This is a genomic window from Mariniflexile sp. (genome assembly GCF_052728615.1).
On record NZ_JBFVFE010000051.1, the window covers coordinates 1 to 22,579 of the forward strand.

The 22,579-nt window shown below is 34.7% G+C and carries 11 protein-coding genes and 1 pseudogene; 11 read left to right on the forward strand and 1 reads right to left on the reverse strand.

Going from position 1 to position 22,579, the window contains the following annotated elements; all coding sequences use genetic code 11:
• Positions 1 to 509: 509 nt before the first annotated feature.
• Positions 510 to 4,556 carry a hybrid sensor histidine kinase/response regulator transcription factor gene (locus tag ACU1LP_RS15380; protein ID WP_445736721.1) on the reverse strand — a complete coding sequence of 1,349 codons (4,047 nt, stop codon included), beginning with the start codon at positions 4,554 to 4,556 and terminating at the stop codon, positions 510 to 512.
• Positions 4,557 to 5,020: 464 nt separating this feature from the next.
• Between ACU1LP_RS15380 and ACU1LP_RS15385 the strand changes: the two genes are divergently transcribed.
• The 11 genes and pseudogenes from ACU1LP_RS15385 to ACU1LP_RS15435 all read left to right on the forward strand — a co-directional run bounded on the left by ACU1LP_RS15385 (position 5,021) and on the right by ACU1LP_RS15435 (position 22,554).
• Positions 5,021 to 6,391, forward strand: a complete 1,371-nt coding sequence (locus tag ACU1LP_RS15385; protein WP_445731895.1) for a Gfo/Idh/MocA family protein — start codon at positions 5,021 to 5,023, stop codon at positions 6,389 to 6,391.
• A gap of 36 nt (positions 6,392 to 6,427) precedes the next feature.
• Positions 6,428 to 9,349 (forward strand): SusC/RagA family TonB-linked outer membrane protein, encoded by a 2,922-nt coding sequence (locus ACU1LP_RS15390; RefSeq protein ID WP_445731896.1) that lies wholly within the window; start codon positions 6,428 to 6,430, stop codon positions 9,347 to 9,349.
• A 19-nt stretch (positions 9,350 to 9,368) separates the two neighbouring features.
• Positions 9,369 to 11,024, forward strand: a complete 1,656-nt coding sequence (locus tag ACU1LP_RS15395) for a RagB/SusD family nutrient uptake outer membrane protein (protein WP_445731897.1) — start codon at positions 9,369 to 9,371, stop codon at positions 11,022 to 11,024.
• A 71-nt stretch (positions 11,025 to 11,095) separates the two neighbouring features.
• On the forward strand, positions 11,096 to 11,668 hold the full coding sequence (locus ACU1LP_RS15400) for a discoidin domain-containing protein (protein ID WP_445736722.1): 573 nt from the start codon (positions 11,096 to 11,098) through the stop codon (positions 11,666 to 11,668).
• A gap of 114 nt (positions 11,669 to 11,782) precedes the next feature.
• Positions 11,783 to 15,097, forward strand: coding sequence for a VCBS repeat-containing protein (locus ACU1LP_RS15405; protein ID WP_445736723.1), 3,315 nt, complete (start codon positions 11,783 to 11,785; stop codon positions 15,095 to 15,097).
• Between the two features lie 15 nt (positions 15,098 to 15,112).
• Positions 15,113 to 16,942: a DUF3472 domain-containing protein gene (locus ACU1LP_RS15410; protein WP_445736724.1), complete on the forward strand. Its 1,830-nt coding sequence runs from the start codon at positions 15,113 to 15,115 to the stop codon at positions 16,940 to 16,942.
• An 86-nt stretch (positions 16,943 to 17,028) separates the two neighbouring features.
• Positions 17,029 to 17,982 (forward strand): NAD-dependent epimerase/dehydratase family protein, encoded by a 954-nt coding sequence (locus ACU1LP_RS15415; protein ID WP_445734879.1) that lies wholly within the window; start codon positions 17,029 to 17,031, stop codon positions 17,980 to 17,982.
• Between the two features lie 6 nt (positions 17,983 to 17,988).
• A pseudogene (gene kbl, locus ACU1LP_RS15420) lies at positions 17,989 to 19,186 on the forward strand (glycine C-acetyltransferase).
• A gap of 35 nt (positions 19,187 to 19,221) precedes the next feature.
• On the forward strand, positions 19,222 to 20,124 hold the full coding sequence (locus ACU1LP_RS15425; RefSeq protein ID WP_445734783.1) for a nucleotidyltransferase family protein: 903 nt from the start codon (positions 19,222 to 19,224) through the stop codon (positions 20,122 to 20,124).
• Position 20,125: 1 nt separating this feature from the next.
• Positions 20,126 to 21,196 (forward strand): phosphotransferase enzyme family protein, encoded by a 1,071-nt coding sequence (locus ACU1LP_RS15430; protein ID WP_445732514.1) that lies wholly within the window; start codon positions 20,126 to 20,128, stop codon positions 21,194 to 21,196.
• A 29-nt stretch (positions 21,197 to 21,225) separates the two neighbouring features.
• Positions 21,226 to 22,554: a sugar MFS transporter gene (locus ACU1LP_RS15435; protein ID WP_445732515.1), complete on the forward strand. Its 1,329-nt coding sequence runs from the start codon at positions 21,226 to 21,228 to the stop codon at positions 22,552 to 22,554.
• Positions 22,555 to 22,579 lie beyond the last annotated feature (25 nt).

Here is a 22,579-nt window from a genome sequence, read left to right on the forward strand (position 1 = left end):
AGAAAGATGGTAAATTATAAAGAAATATCAATAAAATAAGCACTTAACAAGTGCGAACTAAACGCTTATACCTATAAATTTATTTTCAGGGTCTTCATAAAAAGTGTTTTAGTTTAAAAGTGTTTTAGTTTGTATTAATTTTTTCAAATTTACGCAGACATAGGGGTTATAATTTTGTCAATAAAGGGTCAATGTTTGGTCATTTTAATCAGTAATTATTTTTATTAGTAGCAGATGGTTAAAAACAAAACACTCTAGCTTAACTTATAAATTATATGGAAGTTCCATGATTAGATGCCTTAGGAGCGTTTGAAGAAGTGTTATAAGAGATCTGAATCTGATGGATAAGAAGTTTATGCAAAACCAAAGATATGATAGCAAATGTAATCCTGAACAGAAGAAACGTTTACAATGGTGATTGAGAAATTATTTTTTTCATTAGAAAATATACGAAAAACACTATTCGATTGTATAAACGAATACACGAGTGGATAGTTCTAATTCTTTAATTAAACTATATTTTCCAATTTATGTTTTTTAAGGTGTTCATCAATACCAACTTTTTTAGCTTCATTACAAAAATCTTTTGGACTTATACCATATTGATTCTTAAAACACTTTGAAAAATATTTTGGATTATTAAAACCGACCATATATGCTACTTCAGATATGTTATATCCGTATTTTGTTAATAAAATCGCCGCCTTTTTTACACGTTGCTCACGTATGTAATCAATGAGACTCAAACCCGTTAAAGTAGAGCATTTTCTATATAAACTAGAGTGGCTCATATTCAATTTTTCCGCTAAATCATCCACTTTAAAATCCGGATCGTTTAACTTATCATTCACAATACTGTTTAAGTGTTCTAAAAAAACTTCATCCTGAGATTGTTCAATATTAATTTGAGGGCTATTAATAAGCTCTTTGCGATATTTAGAGATTATAGATTCTTTTCTTATTAAAATATTATTAATTTTAAGTAATAATTCGTTGGAGTTAAATGGTTTATTGATGTATTCAATGGCACCAGCTTTTAAACCTGTAATTTTAGTTTCAGTTGAATTTTTAGCTGTTAATAAAATAATGGGAATATGTTTTGTTAAACTATCTTTTAAAAGTTTTTCACAAAGTTCAATACCATCCATTTCTGGCATCATGATGTCACTAATAATTAAATCGGGTAGATTATTTTTTGCATGATAGTATCCTTCTTTACCATTTTCTGCAAGTAACACATTATATTGTTCAGATAGGAGTCCTTTTAAAAAATTTTGAAGTTCAAAATTGTCCTCAACTATGAGCACTGTTGTTTTAGAACTATCAAAATTTATTGTTTCTTTTAACTCAGTGTTCGGAGTATCAAAATTTTGATTGTTTTCAATTTTTTTACTTGAAGTGATTTTTTCACTATCTAGATAAGCATTCTCGGCTACTGGTATTTTTACAGTAAATATAGTTCCTTCAGATTTTGAACTTTTTACTCTTATTTTTCCCTTGTGAACATCTACTAATTCTTTAGTAAGTGCCAACCCTATGCCCATACCTTTGGCATCATTGTTTGTCCTGTAAAATAATTTAAAAATGTTCTCTAGTTCGTTTTCGGAAATTCCAGAACCTGTATCTGTGACAGAGATTTTTATAAATTGGTTATTTTTAATTGGTATGATGTTTAATTGTATAAAGCCTTCTTGAGGTGTAAATTTAAACGCATTATCAATAATATTATATAGTATATGTTCCAGTTTTTCTTTATCGTACCAAGTATTATCTAGGTTTTTTGGGCAATTGGTATTGAAATCTATTTTTTTAATTCGTGCCAATTCTTTAAATGATAAAGCTATGTTGTAAATATCTTCATATAAGTTATTTTGGGTTACATGTAATTTTAATTTTTTTAGCTCTTTATTTCTTACAAGTGTAAGTTCACGTGCTATTCTAGATAATCGTTGTGCATTATTGGATATTACATTCAACCGTTCTTTTAAAAGCAGGTTGCCATTTGTTTCGGCATTTTCTATCATGTTTTGTATGGGGCTAAGAATAAGCGTGATAGGGGTTTGGATTTCATGGGACATTTTTGTAAAAAAATCCATTTTGGCACTGTGAAGCTCTTTTTTTTTTCTTCTACTAATTTTATTGATCAACAACTTTCTTCTTAAAAGATACCATTTTGAAGCAGTAAAAATTATAACAAAAAGAATTATACCGTAAATAACATAAGCAAATGTTGTTTTCCAAAATGGATAGGCAATAGATACTTTTATCTCTTTCTCTAAAATCCCAGAAGACTGATCTCTCTCATTAGCTTTAATTTTAAGTGTATAATCACCTGGAGGAATATTGGTGTAGGTTGCCAATCCTTCATAGTAGGTTGATTTCCAATCATTATCAAAACCAATTAATTTATATGAATAATAATAATTAGGATTTAAAATATTATTGATTGCCGCAAATCTGACCGAAAACGATGATTGGTCGTTTTTTAAATTCAAATGGTCTACATTAAAAATATCTGTGGTTATTTGATTTGGAATAATGTCTTTTGCTGGTTTGTTCAAAATGTCAATACTGTTCACATATAATTTCCCCTTTTTTAATGTTTTCTTCAATTTGTTAGGATTAAAATAATGGAAGCCTTTGTCACTTCCAAAATACATCAAGCCATTATTGTCCATAAACTTACTCCTTGTAATATGAAAATCTTCCTGCAAACCATCAGATGTGTAATAGGAATCTAATTTTTTTGTAATCAAATCAAAGTGGTGGATACCGTTTGTAGAACTTAACCATAAATTGTTTTCATCTTGGGCTATAATTGCTGAGAAATTGAGCTCATTATTAGGGAATAAATCTTTAAAATCTTTAAATTTTCCAGTTTTTGAATTGAATAAGTTAAGATCAAGTTTTTCATCAATAAACCAAATCTCACCTTGTTTACCTTGGCACATATCCCTAACTCTTATCAAGGAGTTGTCTGGTGGGTTAGAGTAACCCGTAAATAAAGAATTTTCAATATCATTAGGGTTTTCATTAAATTTGAATAGGCCACCTTTTACTTGGCCAATCCATATTGTTTTATCTTGGTCTTCAAATATGCTTTCAAAATAAGTTCCGTTAAGTCCGTTTTCCATATTACCAAAACTCGCAATCAAGCCCTCATTGCTGGAATATACATTTAAACCCGTATTTGTGCCTGCCCAAATTCGGCCTTTAGAGTCTTTGAAAACAGTTCGTACATCTGTAGCTGCCTCGTTTAATTTGTTTATTACAGGAATACGCTTAAACGTATTTGTAATAGGGTTGTATTTCCACAAACCATTTCTGTAAGTTCCAAACCAAATGTTGGCATCGTTATCTTCAGCTATAGATTGGATATAAAAATTATTATCAATGTCATTAAAATATTCTTTTTCAGTATTATTGTTATCAATTCTAACTAGACCATTTCCATCTGTGCCCACCCATAAGGTGCCTTTGCTGCTTTTGTAGATACTCAATATTCTTAACGGAATATCATTAACCGAACCTTTGTTGTACCCAATATGTTCATTTGGTTTTGGAATTACGTTTACTTCCCCATGGTTGGTTACAATCCAGATGTTTTCATTGGAATCTTCGCTAATATCCATAATGGTGTTGCCACTCAATGAAAATTCGTTGGGATACTTATTTTTAAACACGGTAATGGATCCCGACGTTTCGTTTATCTTATATAGACCACCACCATCTGTACCTGCCCAGATAATACCGTTACTATCATGAAACATGTTCAGGAACAGTTCTTTTTCAATATTTTTTAAGTGACCTTTAAGGAAGTAGTTTTGAATAAACTCTTTTTTTAGAATATCATAAACAAATAATCCATGAGCTTCAGTTGCTATCCAAAGTCTATTTTCAGTGCCTGTTTGAAGTGTGATTTTTTGAGGGTAATTTGTAAAAAGGCCTGTAAGTTCATTTAGTTTTTTGGTTTTCAAGGAATAATTAAAAATTTTCCCTTGGGAAGTGCTTGCATAAAACTCAGTATCATTTACGATTTCTGTATCCCATATTTCAATATTTTTTTCATTGATATTTGGAATAGTAAAAATCTTCTCAATCTTTTTGTTAAAATAAGTATAAATCTCTCCGACTTTTGTTGCAATAAGTAAACCGTTTTTTACGGGCTTGATAACACTAACGGAATTTTTTGGCAAACCGTCAATTGGTGTAAATACACCTTTGCTGGAATTATAGTAACATACTGAACCTTTAATACTTTTTATCCATATATTTTTACTCTGTCCAGAATACATTATGTCTATCCTGTCATCTGGAAATATCTCATTGTTTTTAATTAAAGTATATGAATAACCGTTATATTTTAAAATACCATATATAGTATTCATCCAGATGTTCCCAATAGAATCTTGTGAAACTTGAAAGACATGTACGTTTTTGTTATTGTACTGTGGGGTTATGTGCTTAATATTAATATAATTTTGGGCATTAGTATTGTAAGCACATGCAATGGATAAAATTATATAGAATATTATTTTAAATTGCTTTAAATCCATTGCTGAGAATATTATTTTAATTCTTTCCTCTAAATATATTACTATTTTTTTCAATACATATCAAAATTAAGGTTTGATGGATGATAATGAGGTGTGTATTTTGGTCAAAAAAAGGACTCTTTTCAGTCAATCCTATTAATCGGTTGATATAATCTTAAGGTATTGTAGTGCTATCGTTCAAATGAGGCACCGATGCAAAACCTCTATTGCCACTATATGTTTTAATGTTTTTTAGAGCAATAATTTCAACGATTAAATATAAATTAAAGCAAGCATGAAAATAAATAATAGTGATTTAGCAAGAAGTTAAGCAAACGTTTGTAGCTCTAGGATACGTATTATTCAAAAAAGTATACTAATTGGTCAAAGTCTGGTATTTGACTATTAATTCTACCTTTTTTGAACAAATTGACGGCTATTGTTTATGCAAGAATATTGCAAATTTGTCAATAAACATTAAATATATGAAAGAAAACTCAAGAAGGTCTTTTGTCAAAAAAGCGGCAATGGCAACAGCTGGCTTATCTATACTACCTAGTTTAACATATGGTTCTGGGTTTAATTTAAATAAGGAAAAAATAAAATTAGCATTTATTGGTGTAGGCTTACGCGGTACTAACCATTTAACCAATGCATTGCATAGAAAGGATATAGAGATAACAGCTATTTGTGATTTGGATAATGAGCGAATAGATCTAGCGCTTTCTATGATTAAGACTGCCGGTTTTAAAGCACCCAAGGTTTTTGGCAAAAACGATTTAGATTATAGAAATCTTTTAGAGTTAAAAGATGTTGATGCCGTAATAATTGCAACCCCTTGGCTGTGGCATACCAAAATGGCTGTAGATTCTATGAAAGCTGGTAAATATACCGGTTTAGAGGTGTCTGCTGCAAATACATTAGAAGAGTGCTGGGATTTGGTAAACACACACGAACAAACAGGCTCTCATTTAATGATTCTTGAAAACGTAAATTATCGTAGAGATGTGTTAGCCGTATTAAATATGGTAAAACAAAATGTTTTTGGCGAGTTACTGCATTTTAGATGTGGTTACCAACATGATTTAAGAGGCGTTAAGTTCAATGATGGAAAAACAGCTTATGGAAAAGGTGCTGAATTTGGAGAAAAAGGTATTTCTGAATCTGCCTGGAGAACACAACATTCACTGTTAAGAAATGCAGACGTTTATCCCACGCATGGTTTAGGACCTGTAGCCGTTATGGCAGATATAAATAGAGGAAATCGTTTGGTATCCTTAACATCGCATGCCACCAAAGCCATTGGACTGAACAAGTACATTGTAGAAACTGGTGGAAAAGATCATCCAAATGCAAAATTAAAATGGAAGCAAGGAGATATCATAACATCCACTATTGAGACTTCTAACGGAGAAACCATTATTGTAACCCATAATGTCAATACACCCCACCCATATTCTTTAGGGTTTAAAGTACAAGGTGTTCAAGGACTTGCAGATTTTGATTATCACACACAACGTATTCATATAGAAGGCACAACGGAAGGACACGGTTGGGAGAGTATGGAGCCTTGGTTTAAAAAATACGACCACCCGCTTTGGAAAAAGTATGGGGAATTAGCTGAAGGTGCTGGGCATGGAGGTATGGACTTTTTTGTTATGAACTCTTTTGTAGAATCTGCTAAAGAAAACATAGCACCACCCATGGATGCCTATGATGCAGCTGCTTGGAGCGCTGTAACACCGTTATCAGAACTGTCCATAGAAAATAATGGCGAACCACAGGATTTTCCAGACTTTACGCGAGGTAATTGGATAAAACGTAAACCTTATAACTGGATGAAAGACACTTATTAACAAACAAATTAATTAACTAACATAAACAAATTTTATATGAAAAAAAGTATACCAATTTTTATTTTCATGCTAATTTTTTCAGTGTTTTTACAGGCGCAGGAAAGATCAGTTACAACCTCGGTGGTTGACGAATCAGGAACTCCCATTACAGGTGCAAGTATTATTGTTAAAGGCACTACCAAAGGAGGGATAACAGATTTTGACGGTAACCTAACTCTCAATGCGGGTTCAGGCAGTATTTTATCCATTTCATCTCTTGGCTATAAGAATCAAGAAGTAAATGTAGGAAGCAAAACAGCTATTAAAGTTGTTTTAATTGAAGATATTAGCCAATTGGATGAGGTTGTTGTTGTGGCGTATGGTACTCAAAAGAAAGAGACTGTCACATCTTCGATTGTAGAAATTAAGTCGGAAAAACTAGCCGATGTAACCACGCCTGAAGTTGCTACCATGTTACAAGGTAAGATTGCTGGAGTGCAGATTTTACCGGATACTGGTTCTCCTGGAGATTCTCCAAGTATTATTATAAGAGGTAGGTCTTCCATTAATTCAACCAATTCACCTTTATGGGTTTTGGATGGTGTCATTATTGGCAATTCAGATCCAAAACTAAACCCAAATGATGTGGAAAGCATCTCCGTATTAAAGGATGCATCTGCAACAGCTTTATATGGCAACAGGGGTGCCAACGGTGTTATTATAGTAACCACTAAAAGAGGTAAAATAGGGAGCAAGCCACAGGTAAGCGTTTCCCTGAAATCAGCAATAAATCAATTTAACCCTGGAAAGTTTGAGGTCATGAATTCCCAACAATTATATGATTATCAAGCTGAGCTTGGAAACCAAAACCCTTGGTTTGCACCAGATTTGTTAGATAGAGATTATGATTGGATAGATGGTGCTACACAAGACGCTTTTGTAAAAGATGCGTCCATAACGTTTACTTCGGCTACAGAAACACATAACTTATTCTTGTCAACAGGATATTATAACGAAGAAGGAACTGTAATTGGTAATGAACTAAACAGATATACATTTCGTACCAATTTAGATTATAATATATCGGATAGATTAACTATTAAGCCAAAACTTAATTTTGTTTTTGATAGAAGAGATGCTACCAATGAGGCTTCTCTATATGAAGCTTATTTGAATTTGCCATGGGATTTACCTTTTGCTGCGGATGGTTCGGTAGTAAATGCTTCCGATGCACAAGGCGATGATTGGTTAGGTAGGGATAAAAGAAACTTTTTTTATGACCGTCAGTGGAATTATACTGATTCTAGATCTTTCGACTTTTTTGGTAGTTTTGATTTTGAATATAAATTACTTCCCAACCTTACCTATGTTTCTACAAATAACTTTAGATGGGGTAATTACGAATCTTTTTCATATACAGATCCAAGGTCAAACGGCGGGCGAACAACTAATGGTTCTATAAATGATTTTACGTTTAGAGGCCTATACAGGTTTACAAATCAAATGTTAAAATACTCCAACACGTTTAACGAAAACCATACAGTAAATGTTTTAGCTGGTTATGAGTATAATGATAGCAGTACAAAAAACGTATCTACAACATCAGAGAATGTGGTGGTAAACGGAAAAGTGCAAAGTGTAGGTTTAAAACCGGCTGCGGCTAACGGTGATGCCAGTGAATTTGCACAACAATCTGTTTTAGTATCTGCAGATTACGATTACAAAGCCAAATATTTCGTAAAAGGGTCAGTAAGAGTTGATGGTGCTTCAGCTTTTGCTAAAGATTATCGTTATGGTGAATTTTACTCCGTGGCTGCAGGTTGGAATATCCATAAAGAAGATTTTTTTAACGTGAAACAAATAAATGCTTTAAAATTAAGAGCGAGCCATGGTGCTGTAGGAAATCAACCCGGAGGGTTTGGGTTTTTAAGTACTTATGATGTTAAATTTCAATATGCTGGTTTAATTGCGGCAAAACCACTGCGATTGGGAACAGAAAATTTAACATGGGAGAAAGCCATTGAATCTAATGCAGGTATAGATGCTACCTTATTTGGTGCCATCGATTTAACTGTAGATTATTATAATAAAGAAAACTCAGGATTGCTTTATTTTAGAGCATTATCTGACCAGACTGGATTTAGTGGTAGATATGAGAATATTGGATCTATTACCAATAAAGGTATAGAGGTAGCTGCATCTGCAGATCTGGTTAATAAAGAAGATTTTGGTATTAATGTAGGGTTCAATATTAGTTTTAATAAAAATGAAGTAAAAGAACTTGCAGATGGAACGGACATTATTGGAGGCTCAACTATTATAAGGGAAGGTGAGGAATTTGGCACCTTTTACATGAGGAAATGGTTGGGTGTTAATCCTGGAGATGGTACACCAGTATATGAAGTGGTTGATAAAACTACTGGAGAGCGTTCTACAACAAATGATTATAACAGTGCTACAGTCCAAATAGTTGGAACATCCAATCCAGATTTCACAGGTGGTTTTAATACAAGCATAAGGTATAAAGCTTTCTCATTAAGTTCTAATTGGAGTTTTTCTTATGGATCAGAGTTGTACAACTCTTCACGTAATTTATTTGATTCTGATGGGTTCTATTTACAATTCAACCAAATGGTATTACCTAAAGGTTGGAGCAGATGGGAAAAACCGGGCGATTTGGTTACGCATCCTAAACCCAGAGATGGAGGCTACCCAGGAAGTAACCAAACTTCTACGCGTTATTTAGAAGATGGAAGCTATTTACGACTTAATAATGTACGATTATCCTATAATCTACCTCAATCAGCTTTAGGTCGCTTAGGTATAGTGGGAGCAAGCATTTATTTGACAGGGGATAATTTGGTAACATTTACCAAATTCTCTGGAGTGGACCCTACTGTTGGAGGAGCTAATGGTTTTACAAGTTTAGGCTATCCTATCCCAAGACGATATGCTTTAGGACTTAATATTACGTTTTAATCAATTAAAAAATTTAAGCATGAAAAAAATAATATATATATCACTACTGGCAATCACAGCTGTAATTACTTCATGTGAATTGGATAGAAGTCCTTTTACTGAAATTGCAGCAGAAGATTTATTTAAAGATCCCGGTGCTGCCCAAGCAGCAACGCTTGGTAACTACCTTTTCTTAAAAGGAGATAAAGGCTATGACGGATGGTCGGACGATTTACATAGAATGTCTGAATATTCAGGTGATAACGTTATGATAAGTGGCGGTACTACCGATGCGTTATACTTCTTTTATAACTACCAAAGAAACCCTAATAACAGCAGAAACAATAGGTTTTGGAGTAACTCTTTCAAGGCCATCGTTGGAACAAACAGAGTTATTGAAAGTTTAACCGAAGGTAAAAGTGCAGAGCAAGATCAAGTTATTGGAGAAAACTATTATATTAGAGCTCTTGTGTTTTTTCAAATGGGTAATGTTTTTGGAAGACCTTACAATCAAGGAACTTCAAACTTATCAATTCCATTAAAGTTGACATCTGATATAACGGACTTACCAGATAGGAATACCGTTGGTGAAGTGTATGCCCAAGTGATTTCAGATTTATTGAAAGCTGAAGCGTTGATGAATACTAATAAGGGGCCATCTTTTGCTTCGAAAGAAGCGGCACAAGCCTTATTGTCCAGGGTATATTTATATATGGAAGACAATGATAAAGCCATTCTGTATGCAGACAAAGTTTTAAATTCAGGAACTTATTCACTTTTACCTTCCAGTCGCTTTGCGGTTATGAATACACTGGCTCCTGCCGAAAATGAAGAAGCTATATTTTCAATTACTTTAACAAAAGATATAGACATACCTGGAACTGAAGATTGGTACACCATAGGCTCTTTTTATGCTACTATTGATGGTGTAGGATGGGGCGAAATGTATGCATCGCGCACCTATCTTGATTTAATTGATAAAAATGCCACTGATTTAAGAAAAAGCTTTATTGAACCACAATATTTAAAAGATGCAAGTGGAGATAAAATTCCTGCCGTATATTGGGTTAACACGCAGTACAAATACGAGTTTAGAAGAACAACTACAACTAGTGGGGTAACTACCTTTACAGATGGAGGAACAACCTATACGGTTCAATCTGAAGTGGTGAGTGGTAAAACTATATATTATTTCAATGGTCCTAATGGAAGACAGGATGTTATAAAAGATTTTGATTTAGATAAAAGAAATGGTTATCCTAAATTCTTTATTCTAAAAGCATCCCAACAAGAGAAAGATTTACATCTTTGGTCTCCAACGGTATCACGTTTAGCAGAAATGTATTTAAATAAAGCCGAGGCTCATGCAAAAAAAGGTTCGGGTCAATTGGCTTTAGATATGGTAAATACATTAAGAACCAGAGCACAAGTTCCTAATTATACTTTAACTACACTTCCTGCTGGAAAAACAGTATTGGATGTTGTATTGGATGAGCGTCGTTTAGAGTTGGCTTTTGAAGGACATAGAAAATTTGATGTTTATAGAAATGGACGCATCATGAATAGAAGATACCCTGGAACGCATTTAAATGGTACAAGTCCATTTTTTGAAATAGAATCTACCAATAAAGTCATTGTGGAGTTTATTCCTGAACAGCAAATATTAATACAACCCACTTTAATTCAAAATCCTTAATAGAAAATACCGAAAGTTTTTTTGATATTATACTACAGTGAAAATTTTATATAATTAAATAAATATAATTTATGAAAACAATAATAAAACAGAAAAAGATATTATTTACAATGGTTTCTTTTTTAATAATAACACTATTAACTATATCGTATTCATGTTCACCTGATGCGGTTTTAGTTGACACAAATCTTAAATTACCTCCAGTATCATTAGACACTACGGGTTGGAAAGTTATCAATTATTCAAGCCAGGAAGATCAAGATGGCGAAGGCGAAGGTAATGGAAGAGTTTGGAACACATTTGACGGAAAACCAGATACATTTTGGCACACGTGCTGGAATGGCTGTACCGCAGTGCCTCCACATTTTTTTGTTGTGGACATGCAAGAATCTCAAAAAATCAATGGGTTTGTTTTTTTGCAAAGACAATCACTTTCTAGAAACATAGAGATTCTTTCAATAGAAATCAGTGATGATAATTCTACTTGGACTTCATTAGGTGAATTTACATTGGAAAAATCTAAAAGTGCTCAAGATAAACCTCTAGATAAAGAGGTGACAGCGCGCTATTTTAGACTTAATGTTATTAAAGTTTTTGATGGATCGAACAATGCTGCTTTGGCTGAAATAACAGTTTATTTTTAAATGACACTCATATAAGCCCAAAAACAAAATGTGGTTTTGGGCTTATATTCTTTTTTGTAAAAGCATATTTATATCAATTTCAACATATTAAAATAGTAATTACATTTTTACCTGATGCAAAAATATACTTTATATGGATTGTTAATTTGTTTACTGTCATGTAACAATGGCTTGGATAATCTTGATGCAGATAAGCTATTCACCAATGTTCCTTCAGAAGTGTCAGGAGTCATTTTTCAAAATAAAATTTTAGAATCAGAACAGCTTCATTACTATAAGTATCTTTACATATACATAGGAGGTGGCGTTGCTGCTGCAGATTTTAACAATGATGGTTTGGAAGACCTTTTCTTCACTTCCAACATATATTCCAACAAGTTGTTTCTAAATAAAGGTAATTTTGAATTTGAAGACATTACAGAACAAGCTGGTATTGTAAAGCGTACAGGTTTTGACGCTGGCGTATCTGTTGCAGATGTGAATAATGACGGATTTCTCGATATCTATATCAATAGAGCGGGTTGGTATAATGGCGATGAACGGTTGGCCAATATGCTATATATAAATAACGGTGATTTAACATTTACGGAACAGGCAAGCAAATACGGTTTAGCAGATACCAATAGATCTATAAGTTCTACTTTTTTTGATTATGATAAAGATGGCGATTTGGATGTTTATATTACAAATGCACCATCAGACTTTGGTTTGTCAGGAAAAATAATTGATTTATCAGAAATTCAAAAAGACCCTAACACAAAAGCTTTTAGAAGTAGCGATAAGTTATATAAGAACGACGGAAATGGGCATTTTTCAGATGTCACTTTAAAAGCGGGAATTCTTCCTGATTTAGGCTTTGGTTTAAACGCACAAGTAGGCGATCTTAACAATGATGGGTGGCCAGATATTTATGTGTCCAATGATTTTATCAGTCCAGATTTTGCCTATGTAAATAATGGCGATGGTACGTTTACTGAAAGCAGAAATAGCCTTTTTAAACACATTTCGTATTACAGTATGGGTAGTGATATGGCCGATATTAACAATGATGGTTTTTCAGATTTGTTGGTTTTGGATATGAGTCCGGATGATTATGTGCGATCCAAAACCACCATGTCTATGATGTCCATTGACCGTTTTCAAGATATGGTCGATAAAGATTATCATTACCAATACATGCATAACGTTATGCAGCTAAACAACGGGAATAGCACATTCAGTGAAATTGCCAATATGTCTGGCATTGCACAAACAGATTGGAGTTGGTCTGCACTATTTGCCGATTTTGATTTAGATGGTTATAACGATTTATACGTAACCAACGGTATTTACAGAGATGTTGTAGATAGAGACACAAATAACGAAATTGATAAATATATCAACCTAAATAAGGATCATCTTACAGAAAAAGATTTTTACAATTTTACCCAAAAGTTACCGCAACAAAAACTAACCAACTATTTTTTTAAAAACAAAGGCAATTCGCAATTTGAGAATACGACCACGGATTGGGCAAACGAAAAGCCAACCTTTTCAAATGGTGCTGTTTATGTAGATCTGGATAATGACGGTGATTTAGATATTGTGACAAACAATTTAGATGAAAACGCTACTATTTTAAGAAATAATGCAAGAGAAATTAATAATAATAACTTTTTGCAGTTTGTGTTCAAAGGTCCTAACAAAAATAAATTTGGTGTTGGCACTACCGTTAAAATACATAATGAAAACGGACAGATTTTAACACGACAGCTTATAAACGCTAGAGGTTATCTTTCTTCGGTATCCAATAAACTTCATTTCGGATTGGGTAAAGAGGCCACAGTGCCCAAAGTGGAAATTATTTGGAATGATGGAAAAACCCAAACGCTTACAAATGTTTCAAGTAATAAAACCATAACGATTAATTATTCAGATAGTAAGGAAGCATCGGCTAGAGAGGCTACTACTTCTGAAAATAAAAAATTGTTTACAGAAAGTGCATTCAATTTCAAACATACTGAAATACCATTTAATGATTTTGACAAACAAGTATTGTTGCCACATAAGCTATCGCAAACAGGACCTGCCATAGCGAAGGCAGACCTTAATAATGATGGGTTGGATGATATTTTTTTAGGAGGAGCGCATCAACAAACAGGGCAATTTTTAATAGCAAATAAACAAGGTGGTTTTGATGCCATTTCCATTCCCGATTTAATTAAAGATGAAAAACATGAAGATGTTGCAGCTTGTTTTTTTGATGCAGATAATGATGGCGATCAAGATTTATATGTGGTAAGCGGAAGTTACGAGTTTATTGAAGGTTCAGATTTACTTCAAGACAGACTTTATATAAACCAGGGGAATTTTAACTTTAAAAGGTCAGATTCAAAAATACCAACAATCAGGACTGCAGGTTCGGTAGTTCGGGCGGCAGATTTTGATAAGGATGGCGATATGGATTTGTTTGTGGGCAGCCGTGTAATTCCTGGGAAATATCCGTATGCACCAACCAATTTTTTATTGATCAATGAAAATGGAACCTTTAAAAATAAAATAGCATCCATAGCACCACAAGCCGAAACTATTGGTATGGTTACCGATGCACAATGGGCAGATATTGATAATGATGCTGATGAAGATTTAATTATTACAGGAGAATGGATGGGTATTGAAGTGTTTATAAATAAAGACGGCATACTTTCAAAAAACGACAGATATAATTCTTTGTCTTCAACAAAAGGATGGTGGAATACAATTACTATCGAAGATATTGATGGCGATGGAGATAAAGACATCATTGCCGGAAATTTGGGGCTTAATTATAAATTCCATGCATCAAAAGAGAAACCTTTCCATGTGTACACAAAAGATTTTGATGGTAACGGAACCGAAGATATTATGCTTGCTAAATATTATAATGAAAAGCAAGTACCAGTAAGGGGTAAAGGTTGCACAGCGCAACAAATGCCTTTTCTAAAAAAGAAAATAGCCACTTACAACGAGTTTGCAAATAAAGATTTGCAGGGCATTGTCGGTGATGGGATTTTAACCTCCTTGCATTACGAAGTTAACGAATTTCAATCGGGTATTTTTATAAACAATGGCAAAGGGGAATTCAGTTTTAAACCTTTTCCAATAGAAATACAGAAATCACCTATTAACAGTGTCATTTATAAAGATTTAGATGGCGACAACATTAAAGATTTTTTAATGGCAGGAAACAATTACCAGTCTGAAGTGGAAACTACGCGTGCCGATGCAGGAACGGGAACTTTCCTAAAAGGAGATAAGCAGGGAGGTTTTACCTATTTGCCCAATTACAAAATAGGCTTTTATGCTGATTTAGATGTAAGGAGCATGTTGCCATTAAAAACTGCTAATGGTAATGTCATTTTAGTTGTTAACAATAACAATAGGAATCAAATATTTAAAATATCAAACTAAAGAAAAAATTAAAGTATGAAAAAAACAATATCACATTTAGATTTAAGAAGCATAGTATTGGTATTAGTGCTTATAATTACAGTGTCATTCTCATGTTTCTCGTGTTCTCAAAGTGATGCACCTGGTAAAAAAGAAGTAAAGGAGGAAAATCCACCAGCATTAAGCTTGACAAAAACAGTTCCTATAGGTGCCAATAGCTGGGTTTTAAATAACCTTGTCCAGGATCAAAATGTCATTTCTGAATCAGGTATCCGTAATTGGTCATCCTTAGATGATGTCATTCATACTTATGTAAAAACAGGAGCAGGAGAATTGAATATTGGGTTAAAAATGAAATCGTTTGATGGTTCTTCAAAAATAAAAGTGACCGTTGGGGATATTTCCAAAGAAATTGCTGCTTCTAGCACCACATATAAAACAGAAGAAATAGGAACATTTACAGTACCAGCTGGATATCAATTGATAGAGATTAAAGGAATTAAAAAATCAGGAAATTATATTGCAGATATCAGCGATATTCTTTTCGGAGGTTCTGCAATAGCTTCAGGCATCACATTTGTTCCCACAGATAATTTTTATTTTGGCAGAAGAGGTCCTTCGGTACACATGGGTTACGATGAACCAGTTGGAAAAGATGTTCAGTGGTTTTATAACGAGGTTACTGTTCCCGAGGGCCAAGACCAATTAGGATCGTTCTTTATGGCTAACGGTCATGCACAAGGTTATTTTGGTATGCAGGTAAATTCAGCAACCGAAAGACGCGTGTTGTTCTCAATATGGAGTGCTTTTAAAACAGACGATCCAAGTCAAATCCCTAAGGATTATACGGTTACTAATTTAGGTAACAGCACTGGTGTAACTGTACAAGCCTTTGGTAACGAAGGTTCTGGTATGCAATGCTTCAAGAACGTTGGTTGGAAAGCAGGAGTTACATATAAGTTTTTACTCAAGGGAGAAACTTCCAGTGTTGTTGGATCTACAGATTATACAGCATATTTCTATGATCCTGCAATTGGAGATTGGCAATTAATAGCCAGTTTAAGAAGACCAAAAACCAGTACCCATTTAACAAGATTGCATTCATTTTTGGAGAATTTCAATCCCAGTACAGGTAATCTTTCCAGACGTGTAAATTATGGTAACCAATGGGTATACACAACCGAAAAGAAATGGGTAGAAATGACCAGTGGAACATTTACGGCAGATGCAACTGCAAGTAACGGAGACCGATCTGATTTTGAAGGAGGTACTACTGGCAATGCCTTTTTTCTAAAAAATTGTGGATTTTTTAATGCGAATGTAAAGCCAAATACGTCATTTTCAAGAACAGCTTCTGGAGTAGCTCCAAATATAGATTTTACTGCTTTGGAAATACCTAAACTTCCTGACCCTCCATCACCAGTAACATTATTAGATAGAAATTCTTGGTCGGTTATTGATTTTAGTTCACAAGAAGATAAAGGAGGAGAAGGAGATACGGGTCGCGCAAAAGATGTTTTAGATGGTAAATTAGATACTTATTGGCATTCTTGTTGGAGTGGTTGTACAGCAACCTCACCGCACCACATTACCATAGATATGGGAGCACAAACTAAAGTATTTGGTGTAAGGTTTGCACAAAGGCAGTCTTTATCCCGAGCAGTAAAAAACATTGAAATACAAAAAAGTACGGATAATTCAAATTGGTCTTCATTAGGAAAGTTTGAGTTGCAAAATATAAAAGAGGAACAGGATGTAAGTTTTTCTTCTGAGCAAACATTTAGGTATTTGAAATTTATTTCTACAACATCACATGATGGCACTGAAAATGCTGCAATGGCAGAGATTAAAGCTTTCATAAAATAACGATTAGTAGTAGTTTTAGTTGAGTTAGTTTAGTTTGAATAAGCCTCTGTTTGCAAACAGGGGCTTTTTCTAAAAGTTTTTACTTTATGATTAATATGATATTGGTAATTGGTGCTTTTGGCCAGTTGGGTACGGTTTTAACTGAAAAGCTTCAGGTTAAATGGGGATTGAACCGTGTTATTGCTTCCGATTTGGTAAGTAAAGCAGATTTCAATGGCCATTTTGAAACTTTAGATGCGACGGATTTCAAGGCTCTTGAACAGATAGTAACCAAATATAAAATAACAGAAATATATCATTTAGCTGCAATTCTTTCAGCCAATGGAGAAAAGTTCCCGCTACATACGTGGGATGTTAACATGACATCTCTATTCAATGTTTTGGAAGTCGCCAGAATCCACAAGGTCAATAAAGTTTTCTACCCTAGTTCAATAGCAGTGTTTGGTGATAAAATTGAAAGAGTTAACACGCCTCAGTCACCAAATTTAACACCTGCAACAGTATATGGAATTAGTAAGGTTTCAGGAGAAATTTGGAATAATTATTATTATAACAAATATGGTTTGGATGTTCGCTCATTAAGATACCCTGGGGTTATAGGATATCAATCATTACCAGGTGGAGGTACTACGGATTATGCCGTGGATATTTATCATAAAGCGGTTAAAAACGAGTCTTTTGAATGCTTCTTGGAAGCTACTACAAAGCTTCCAATGATTTTTATGGATGATGCCATTAGGGCAACCATAGAATTAATGGATGCACCTATTGAAGATATAAATGTAAGAACCTCCTATAATTTATCGGGAATGAGTTTTACCCCCAAAGAGTTATATCATTCTATAAAGAAAATATATCCTGATTTTAAAATAAGTTATAAACCTGATTTTAGGCAAAACATTGCCAATTCATGGCCTAAAAGCATAGACGATTCATCTGCAAGGAATGATTGGGAATGGAAACCAGCTTTTGATTTGGATATGATGACGGAATTAATGATACAAAAGCTAAAGGAATATTATAATTCAATAACAGTATAATATACTATGTACGGAAGCATTAAAGAAAATCTGGAAAACGAATTACAAGCTATTAAAGATAATGGTCTGTATAAAAAAGAGCGCATCATAACCACCTCGCAAGATGCTGTTATTAAAGTTTCCACAGGTGAAGAGGTTATCAATTTTTGCGCCAATAATTACTTAGGATTGTCCAACAATAAAGATATTATTCAAGCGGCCAAGGATACTCTGGATACGCATGGCTTTGGAATGTCTTCTGTTCGATTTATATGCGGTACTCAAGATATACACAAAGAATTATAGGCTAAAATAGCTGCATTCTTTCATTGTGAAGATACCATTTTATATGCGGCGGCATTTGATGCTAACGGAGGTGTTTTTGAACCTTTATTATCTAAAAGAGGATGCTACCATTTCAGATGCTTTAAACCATGCATCTATTATTGATGGGGTTCGTTTATGTAAAGCGGCTCGTTATAGATATGCCAATAATGATATGGCTGATTTAGAAACTAAATTAATTGAAGCCAATAAGAAAAACCATCGTTTTAAAATTATTGTCACTGATGGTGTTTTTTCAATGGATGGTGTAGTTGCAGAATTGGATAAAATATGTGATTTAGCAGATAAGTATGGTGCCTTGGTTATGGTTGACGAATGTCATGCTGCTGGTTTTATTGGTAAAACAGGCCGTGGGACTATTGAGTTGAAAAATGTTTTGGGCAAAGTGGATATTATTACTGGGACATTAGGAAAAGCTCTTGGAGGTGCCATGGGCGGCTATACAACAGGCAAAAAAGAGATTATTGAAATGCTACGTCAGCGTTCCAGACCTTATTTGTTTTCAAATTCTTTGGCACCATCCATTGTTGGAGCATCTTTAAAGGTTTTTGAAATGTTAGAGAATGACACTTCATTACGTGATAAACTTGAAGAAAACACCAACTACTTTAGAAGTAACATGGAAGCAGCTGGGTTTGATTTGGTTGGCGCAGATGCAGCCATAGTACCGGTCATGCTGTATGACGCTAAACTTTCGCAAGACATGGCAAATGAATTATTAAAAGAAGGGATATATGTCATTGGCTTTTTCTACCCAGTAGTACCACAAAACAAGGCGCGGATAAGAGTTCAGTTATCTGCAGCACACACCAAAGAACATTTAGACAAAGCTATAGAGGCATTTATAAAAGTGGGTAAAAAACTTAACGTTAAAAGTTAACAAAAAAACAGCAATATTTAAAATAATTAAAGAAAATGAACAAACCAACACTAGTAGTCTTAGCGGCGGGAATGGGAAGCCGATATGGCGGATTAAAACAAATGGACGCTTTTACTTCAGAGGGAGATACCATTATGGATTTTTCAATTTATGATGCTTTAAGAGCAGGTTTTGGAAAGTTTGTCTTCATCATCAGAAAAAGTTTTGAAAATGACTTTAGGGCCATTTTTGATAAAAAACTAAAAGGAAGGGCTGAGGTAGCCTATGTGTTCCAGGAACTGGACAGTGTGCCCGAGAAATACATCAATCCAGACAGGGTAAAACCTTGGGGCACGGGGCATGCGCTTTTAATGGCAAAAGATGTTGTTAAGGAAAATTTTGCCATCATCAATGCCGATGATTTTTATGGTAAGGAAGCTTTTGAAGTGATGGCAAGATCACTCATGGAAAAAGATAAAAAATCTTATCAATTCAATACTATGGCTTATCTTTTAAAAAACACCGTATCCGACCATGGCTTTGTGTCCAGAGGAGAATGTCAAGTTGATGAAAATGGATATTTAATTGATGTCACCGAAAGAACCCATATCGAAAAAATTAAGGGTGGATTGATACGAAAAGATGATAATGGACAATTTGTTTCCATAGATGAAAACACGATTGTTTCCATGAATTTCTGGGGGTTCACACCAAAATGTTTCGAATTCGGCAATCAACTATTTGAGCAGTTTTTAGAAGCGAATCAATCCAACTTAAAAGCGGAGTTTTACTTGCCTTCCATAGTCAATGAAATTTTGAAATCAGGAAAAGCGACCGTAGAGGTTTTAAAGTCCGATGCCCAATGGTTCGGGGTCACTTATAAAGAGGATAAGGCCATTGTTGAAAAAGCAATAGGAAAATTAAAGGAGCAAGGAATTTATCCAACAAAACTTTGGTAATATGGTTACGGAAAAACTAAAATCTATTTTTTGTCAGTTTCAGCACGGGAGCGAATTTCATTCCTATAAAGAATTGGCATCTGGCCATATTAACGACACCTATTTGATACTGACAAAAAACAGACCTTACTTTGTTCTGCAACGCATCAATCATGGTGTTTTTAAGGATGTTCCGGGTTTGATCAACAACAAAGTGGCCATCAGTCGGCACATTCAGAATAAATTGAGCCATTTGCCCAAAGAGGAATTGGAAAGACAAGTACTAAGGTTTGCCCCAACCAAAGATAACAATGCTTTTTATCAAGATGAAACTGGCAACTATTGGAACCTCATGTATTTTATTGATGACAGCCTAACTTTTGAAACGGTTAAAGATGTTGAAGTGGCTTACGAAGGCGGGAAAATATTTGGAGAATTCCTGAATTTAACAAGCGATTTTGATGTATCTAAATTAACAGAGGTCATCCCGAAATTTCACGATATGTCTTTTAGATATTCTCAGTTTAATTCGGCGTTGCAATCGGCATCCAAAGAGCGTCTTTTCAAAGGAACAACGGCTATAGATTATGTTGTGGAATTAAAGGAAGAGATGCACATTCTTCAAAATTTAAAGGAATCGGGCGACATTAAATTACGGGTTACACATAATGACACTAAAATATCAAATGCCTTGTTCTCAAAAGATAATAAGGGCTTGTGTGTTATCGATACCGATACGGTGATGCCAGGAATTGTGCATTACGATTTTGGCGATGCGATACGAACTATTTGCAATACGGCTGCCGAAGATGAAACGAATTTAGATTTGGTATCGTTTAATACACATTACTACAACGCTTACACCAAGGGGTTTTTAGAAAAAGTGAAGGACTCTTTAAGTCCCATGGAAATTGAATATTTGCCGTTAGGGGCAAAAACCATGATCTTTATTATGGGTTTGCGTTTTTTAACTGATTTTCTGAACAACGATGTGTATTACAAAACAAAATATCCAGAGCATAATTTTGATCGGGCAAAAAACCAATTCAAATTATTGCAAAGTTTAACTGAAAAATACAAAGAAATTCAATAATAATATTATCCAACGCTAAACCAACTTCTATGTCAAATCCACAACAGTTATCCACTAAAAACAGCACTTTAGTGCCCACCGTCATAATAGCCGGCCTCTTCTTCATCTTCGGGTTCGTCACCTGGATCAACGGAGCATTGATTCCATTTATGAAGACCATCAATGAGCTTACCGATGCGCAATCCTATCTAGTGGCATCGGCATCCTATATATCGTTTGTAGTGATGGCGTTACCTGCATCATACATCTTGAACAAGATCGGTTACCGAAAAGGGATGTCCTTAGGATTGATGGTCATGGCCGTTGGCGCCCTGGTGTTCATTCCCGCCGCCGAGGCAAGGACCTATTGGGTATTTTTATCGGGTATTTTCATACAAGGCATGGGCATGACGCTGTTGCAGACAGCGGCCAATCCATACATCACTATTTTAGGGCCGATCGAGAGCGGCGCAAAGCGTATCGCCATCATGGGCATCGCCAATAAAACCGCAGGGGCCTTGGGGTCCCTGATCTTTGGAGCCATCCTGTTGTCCGGAATAGATGGGGTCAAGGAAAAATTGTTGGGTGCGGGTGTAGAAGAAAAAGCGGTGCTTCTCGATACCATGGCAGACAGTGTATTCATGCCCTATTTAGTGATGGCGGTTGTATTGTTTTTACTGGGCATTTTAATCAGAAAAGCCCCCTTGCCACATGTTGAAGCAAACGAAGAAGTAGAAACAAAAGACAGTAAAATTACCAAAACGAGTATTTTTCAATTTCCACATTTATGGTTAGGTGTCTTAACGCTATTTGTATACGTGGGCGCTGAGGTAATTGCTGGGGATACCATAATTGCTTACGGAATATCGTTAGGGTTTACGGGCGAAGAAGCTAAGTTTTTTACAACCTATACGCTTATGTCCATGGTTGCCACCTATGCTTTGGGGGTGTTTTTAATCCCCAAATACTTAAAGCAAAAAACCGCCTTGATACTAAGTGCCCTTTTAGGGATTGTTTTCAGCATCTGTATTTTATTTACCACAGGATTTACCTCAGTGTTATTTGTGGCGGCATTGGGCATTGCCAATGCACTGGTATGGCCAGCCATTTGGCCATTGACCTTGAAAGGCTTGGGCAAATTTACCAAAACGGCTTCCGCATTATTGATAATGGCTATTTCAGGTGGTGCCATCATCCCACCACTTTATGGGAGGATGGTAGATAGCAATAAACATGAACTAATTACGGAAGGCATGCAACAAGTAGATGCTTTGGCAGCAGCAGCCACAAGTAGTTATTGGATATTGATACCTTGTTATGCTATGATTCTATTTTTTGCAATATGGGGGCATAAATTTAAAAGCTGGACATCAAAATAAAAAATTAGAGGGTATTAAAGAACAA

Excerpts from the sequence above, each read along its gene's own strand:
- ACU1LP_RS15380 (WP_445736721.1), bottom strand. The coding sequence starts at position 4,556 with ATGGATTTAAAGCAATTTAAAATAATATTCTATATAATTTTATCCATT.
- ACU1LP_RS15385 (WP_445731895.1), top strand. The coding sequence starts at position 5,021 with ATGAAAGAAAACTCAAGAAGGTCTTTTGTCAAAAAAGCGGCAATGGCA.
- ACU1LP_RS15390 (WP_445731896.1), top strand. The coding sequence starts at position 6,428 with ATGAAAAAAAGTATACCAATTTTTATTTTCATGCTAATTTTTTCAGTG.
- ACU1LP_RS15395 (WP_445731897.1), top strand. The coding sequence starts at position 9,369 with ATGAAAAAAATAATATATATATCACTACTGGCAATCACAGCTGTAATT.
- ACU1LP_RS15400 (WP_445736722.1), top strand. The coding sequence starts at position 11,096 with ATGAAAACAATAATAAAACAGAAAAAGATATTATTTACAATGGTTTCT.
- ACU1LP_RS15405 (WP_445736723.1), top strand. The coding sequence starts at position 11,783 with ATGCAAAAATATACTTTATATGGATTGTTAATTTGTTTACTGTCATGT.
- ACU1LP_RS15410 (WP_445736724.1), top strand. The coding sequence starts at position 15,113 with ATGAAAAAAACAATATCACATTTAGATTTAAGAAGCATAGTATTGGTA.
- ACU1LP_RS15415 (WP_445734879.1), top strand. The coding sequence starts at position 17,029 with ATGATTAATATGATATTGGTAATTGGTGCTTTTGGCCAGTTGGGTACG.
- ACU1LP_RS15425 (WP_445734783.1), top strand. The coding sequence starts at position 19,222 with ATGAACAAACCAACACTAGTAGTCTTAGCGGCGGGAATGGGAAGCCGA.
- ACU1LP_RS15430 (WP_445732514.1), top strand. The coding sequence starts at position 20,126 with ATGGTTACGGAAAAACTAAAATCTATTTTTTGTCAGTTTCAGCACGGG.
- ACU1LP_RS15435 (WP_445732515.1), top strand. The coding sequence starts at position 21,226 with ATGTCAAATCCACAACAGTTATCCACTAAAAACAGCACTTTAGTGCCC.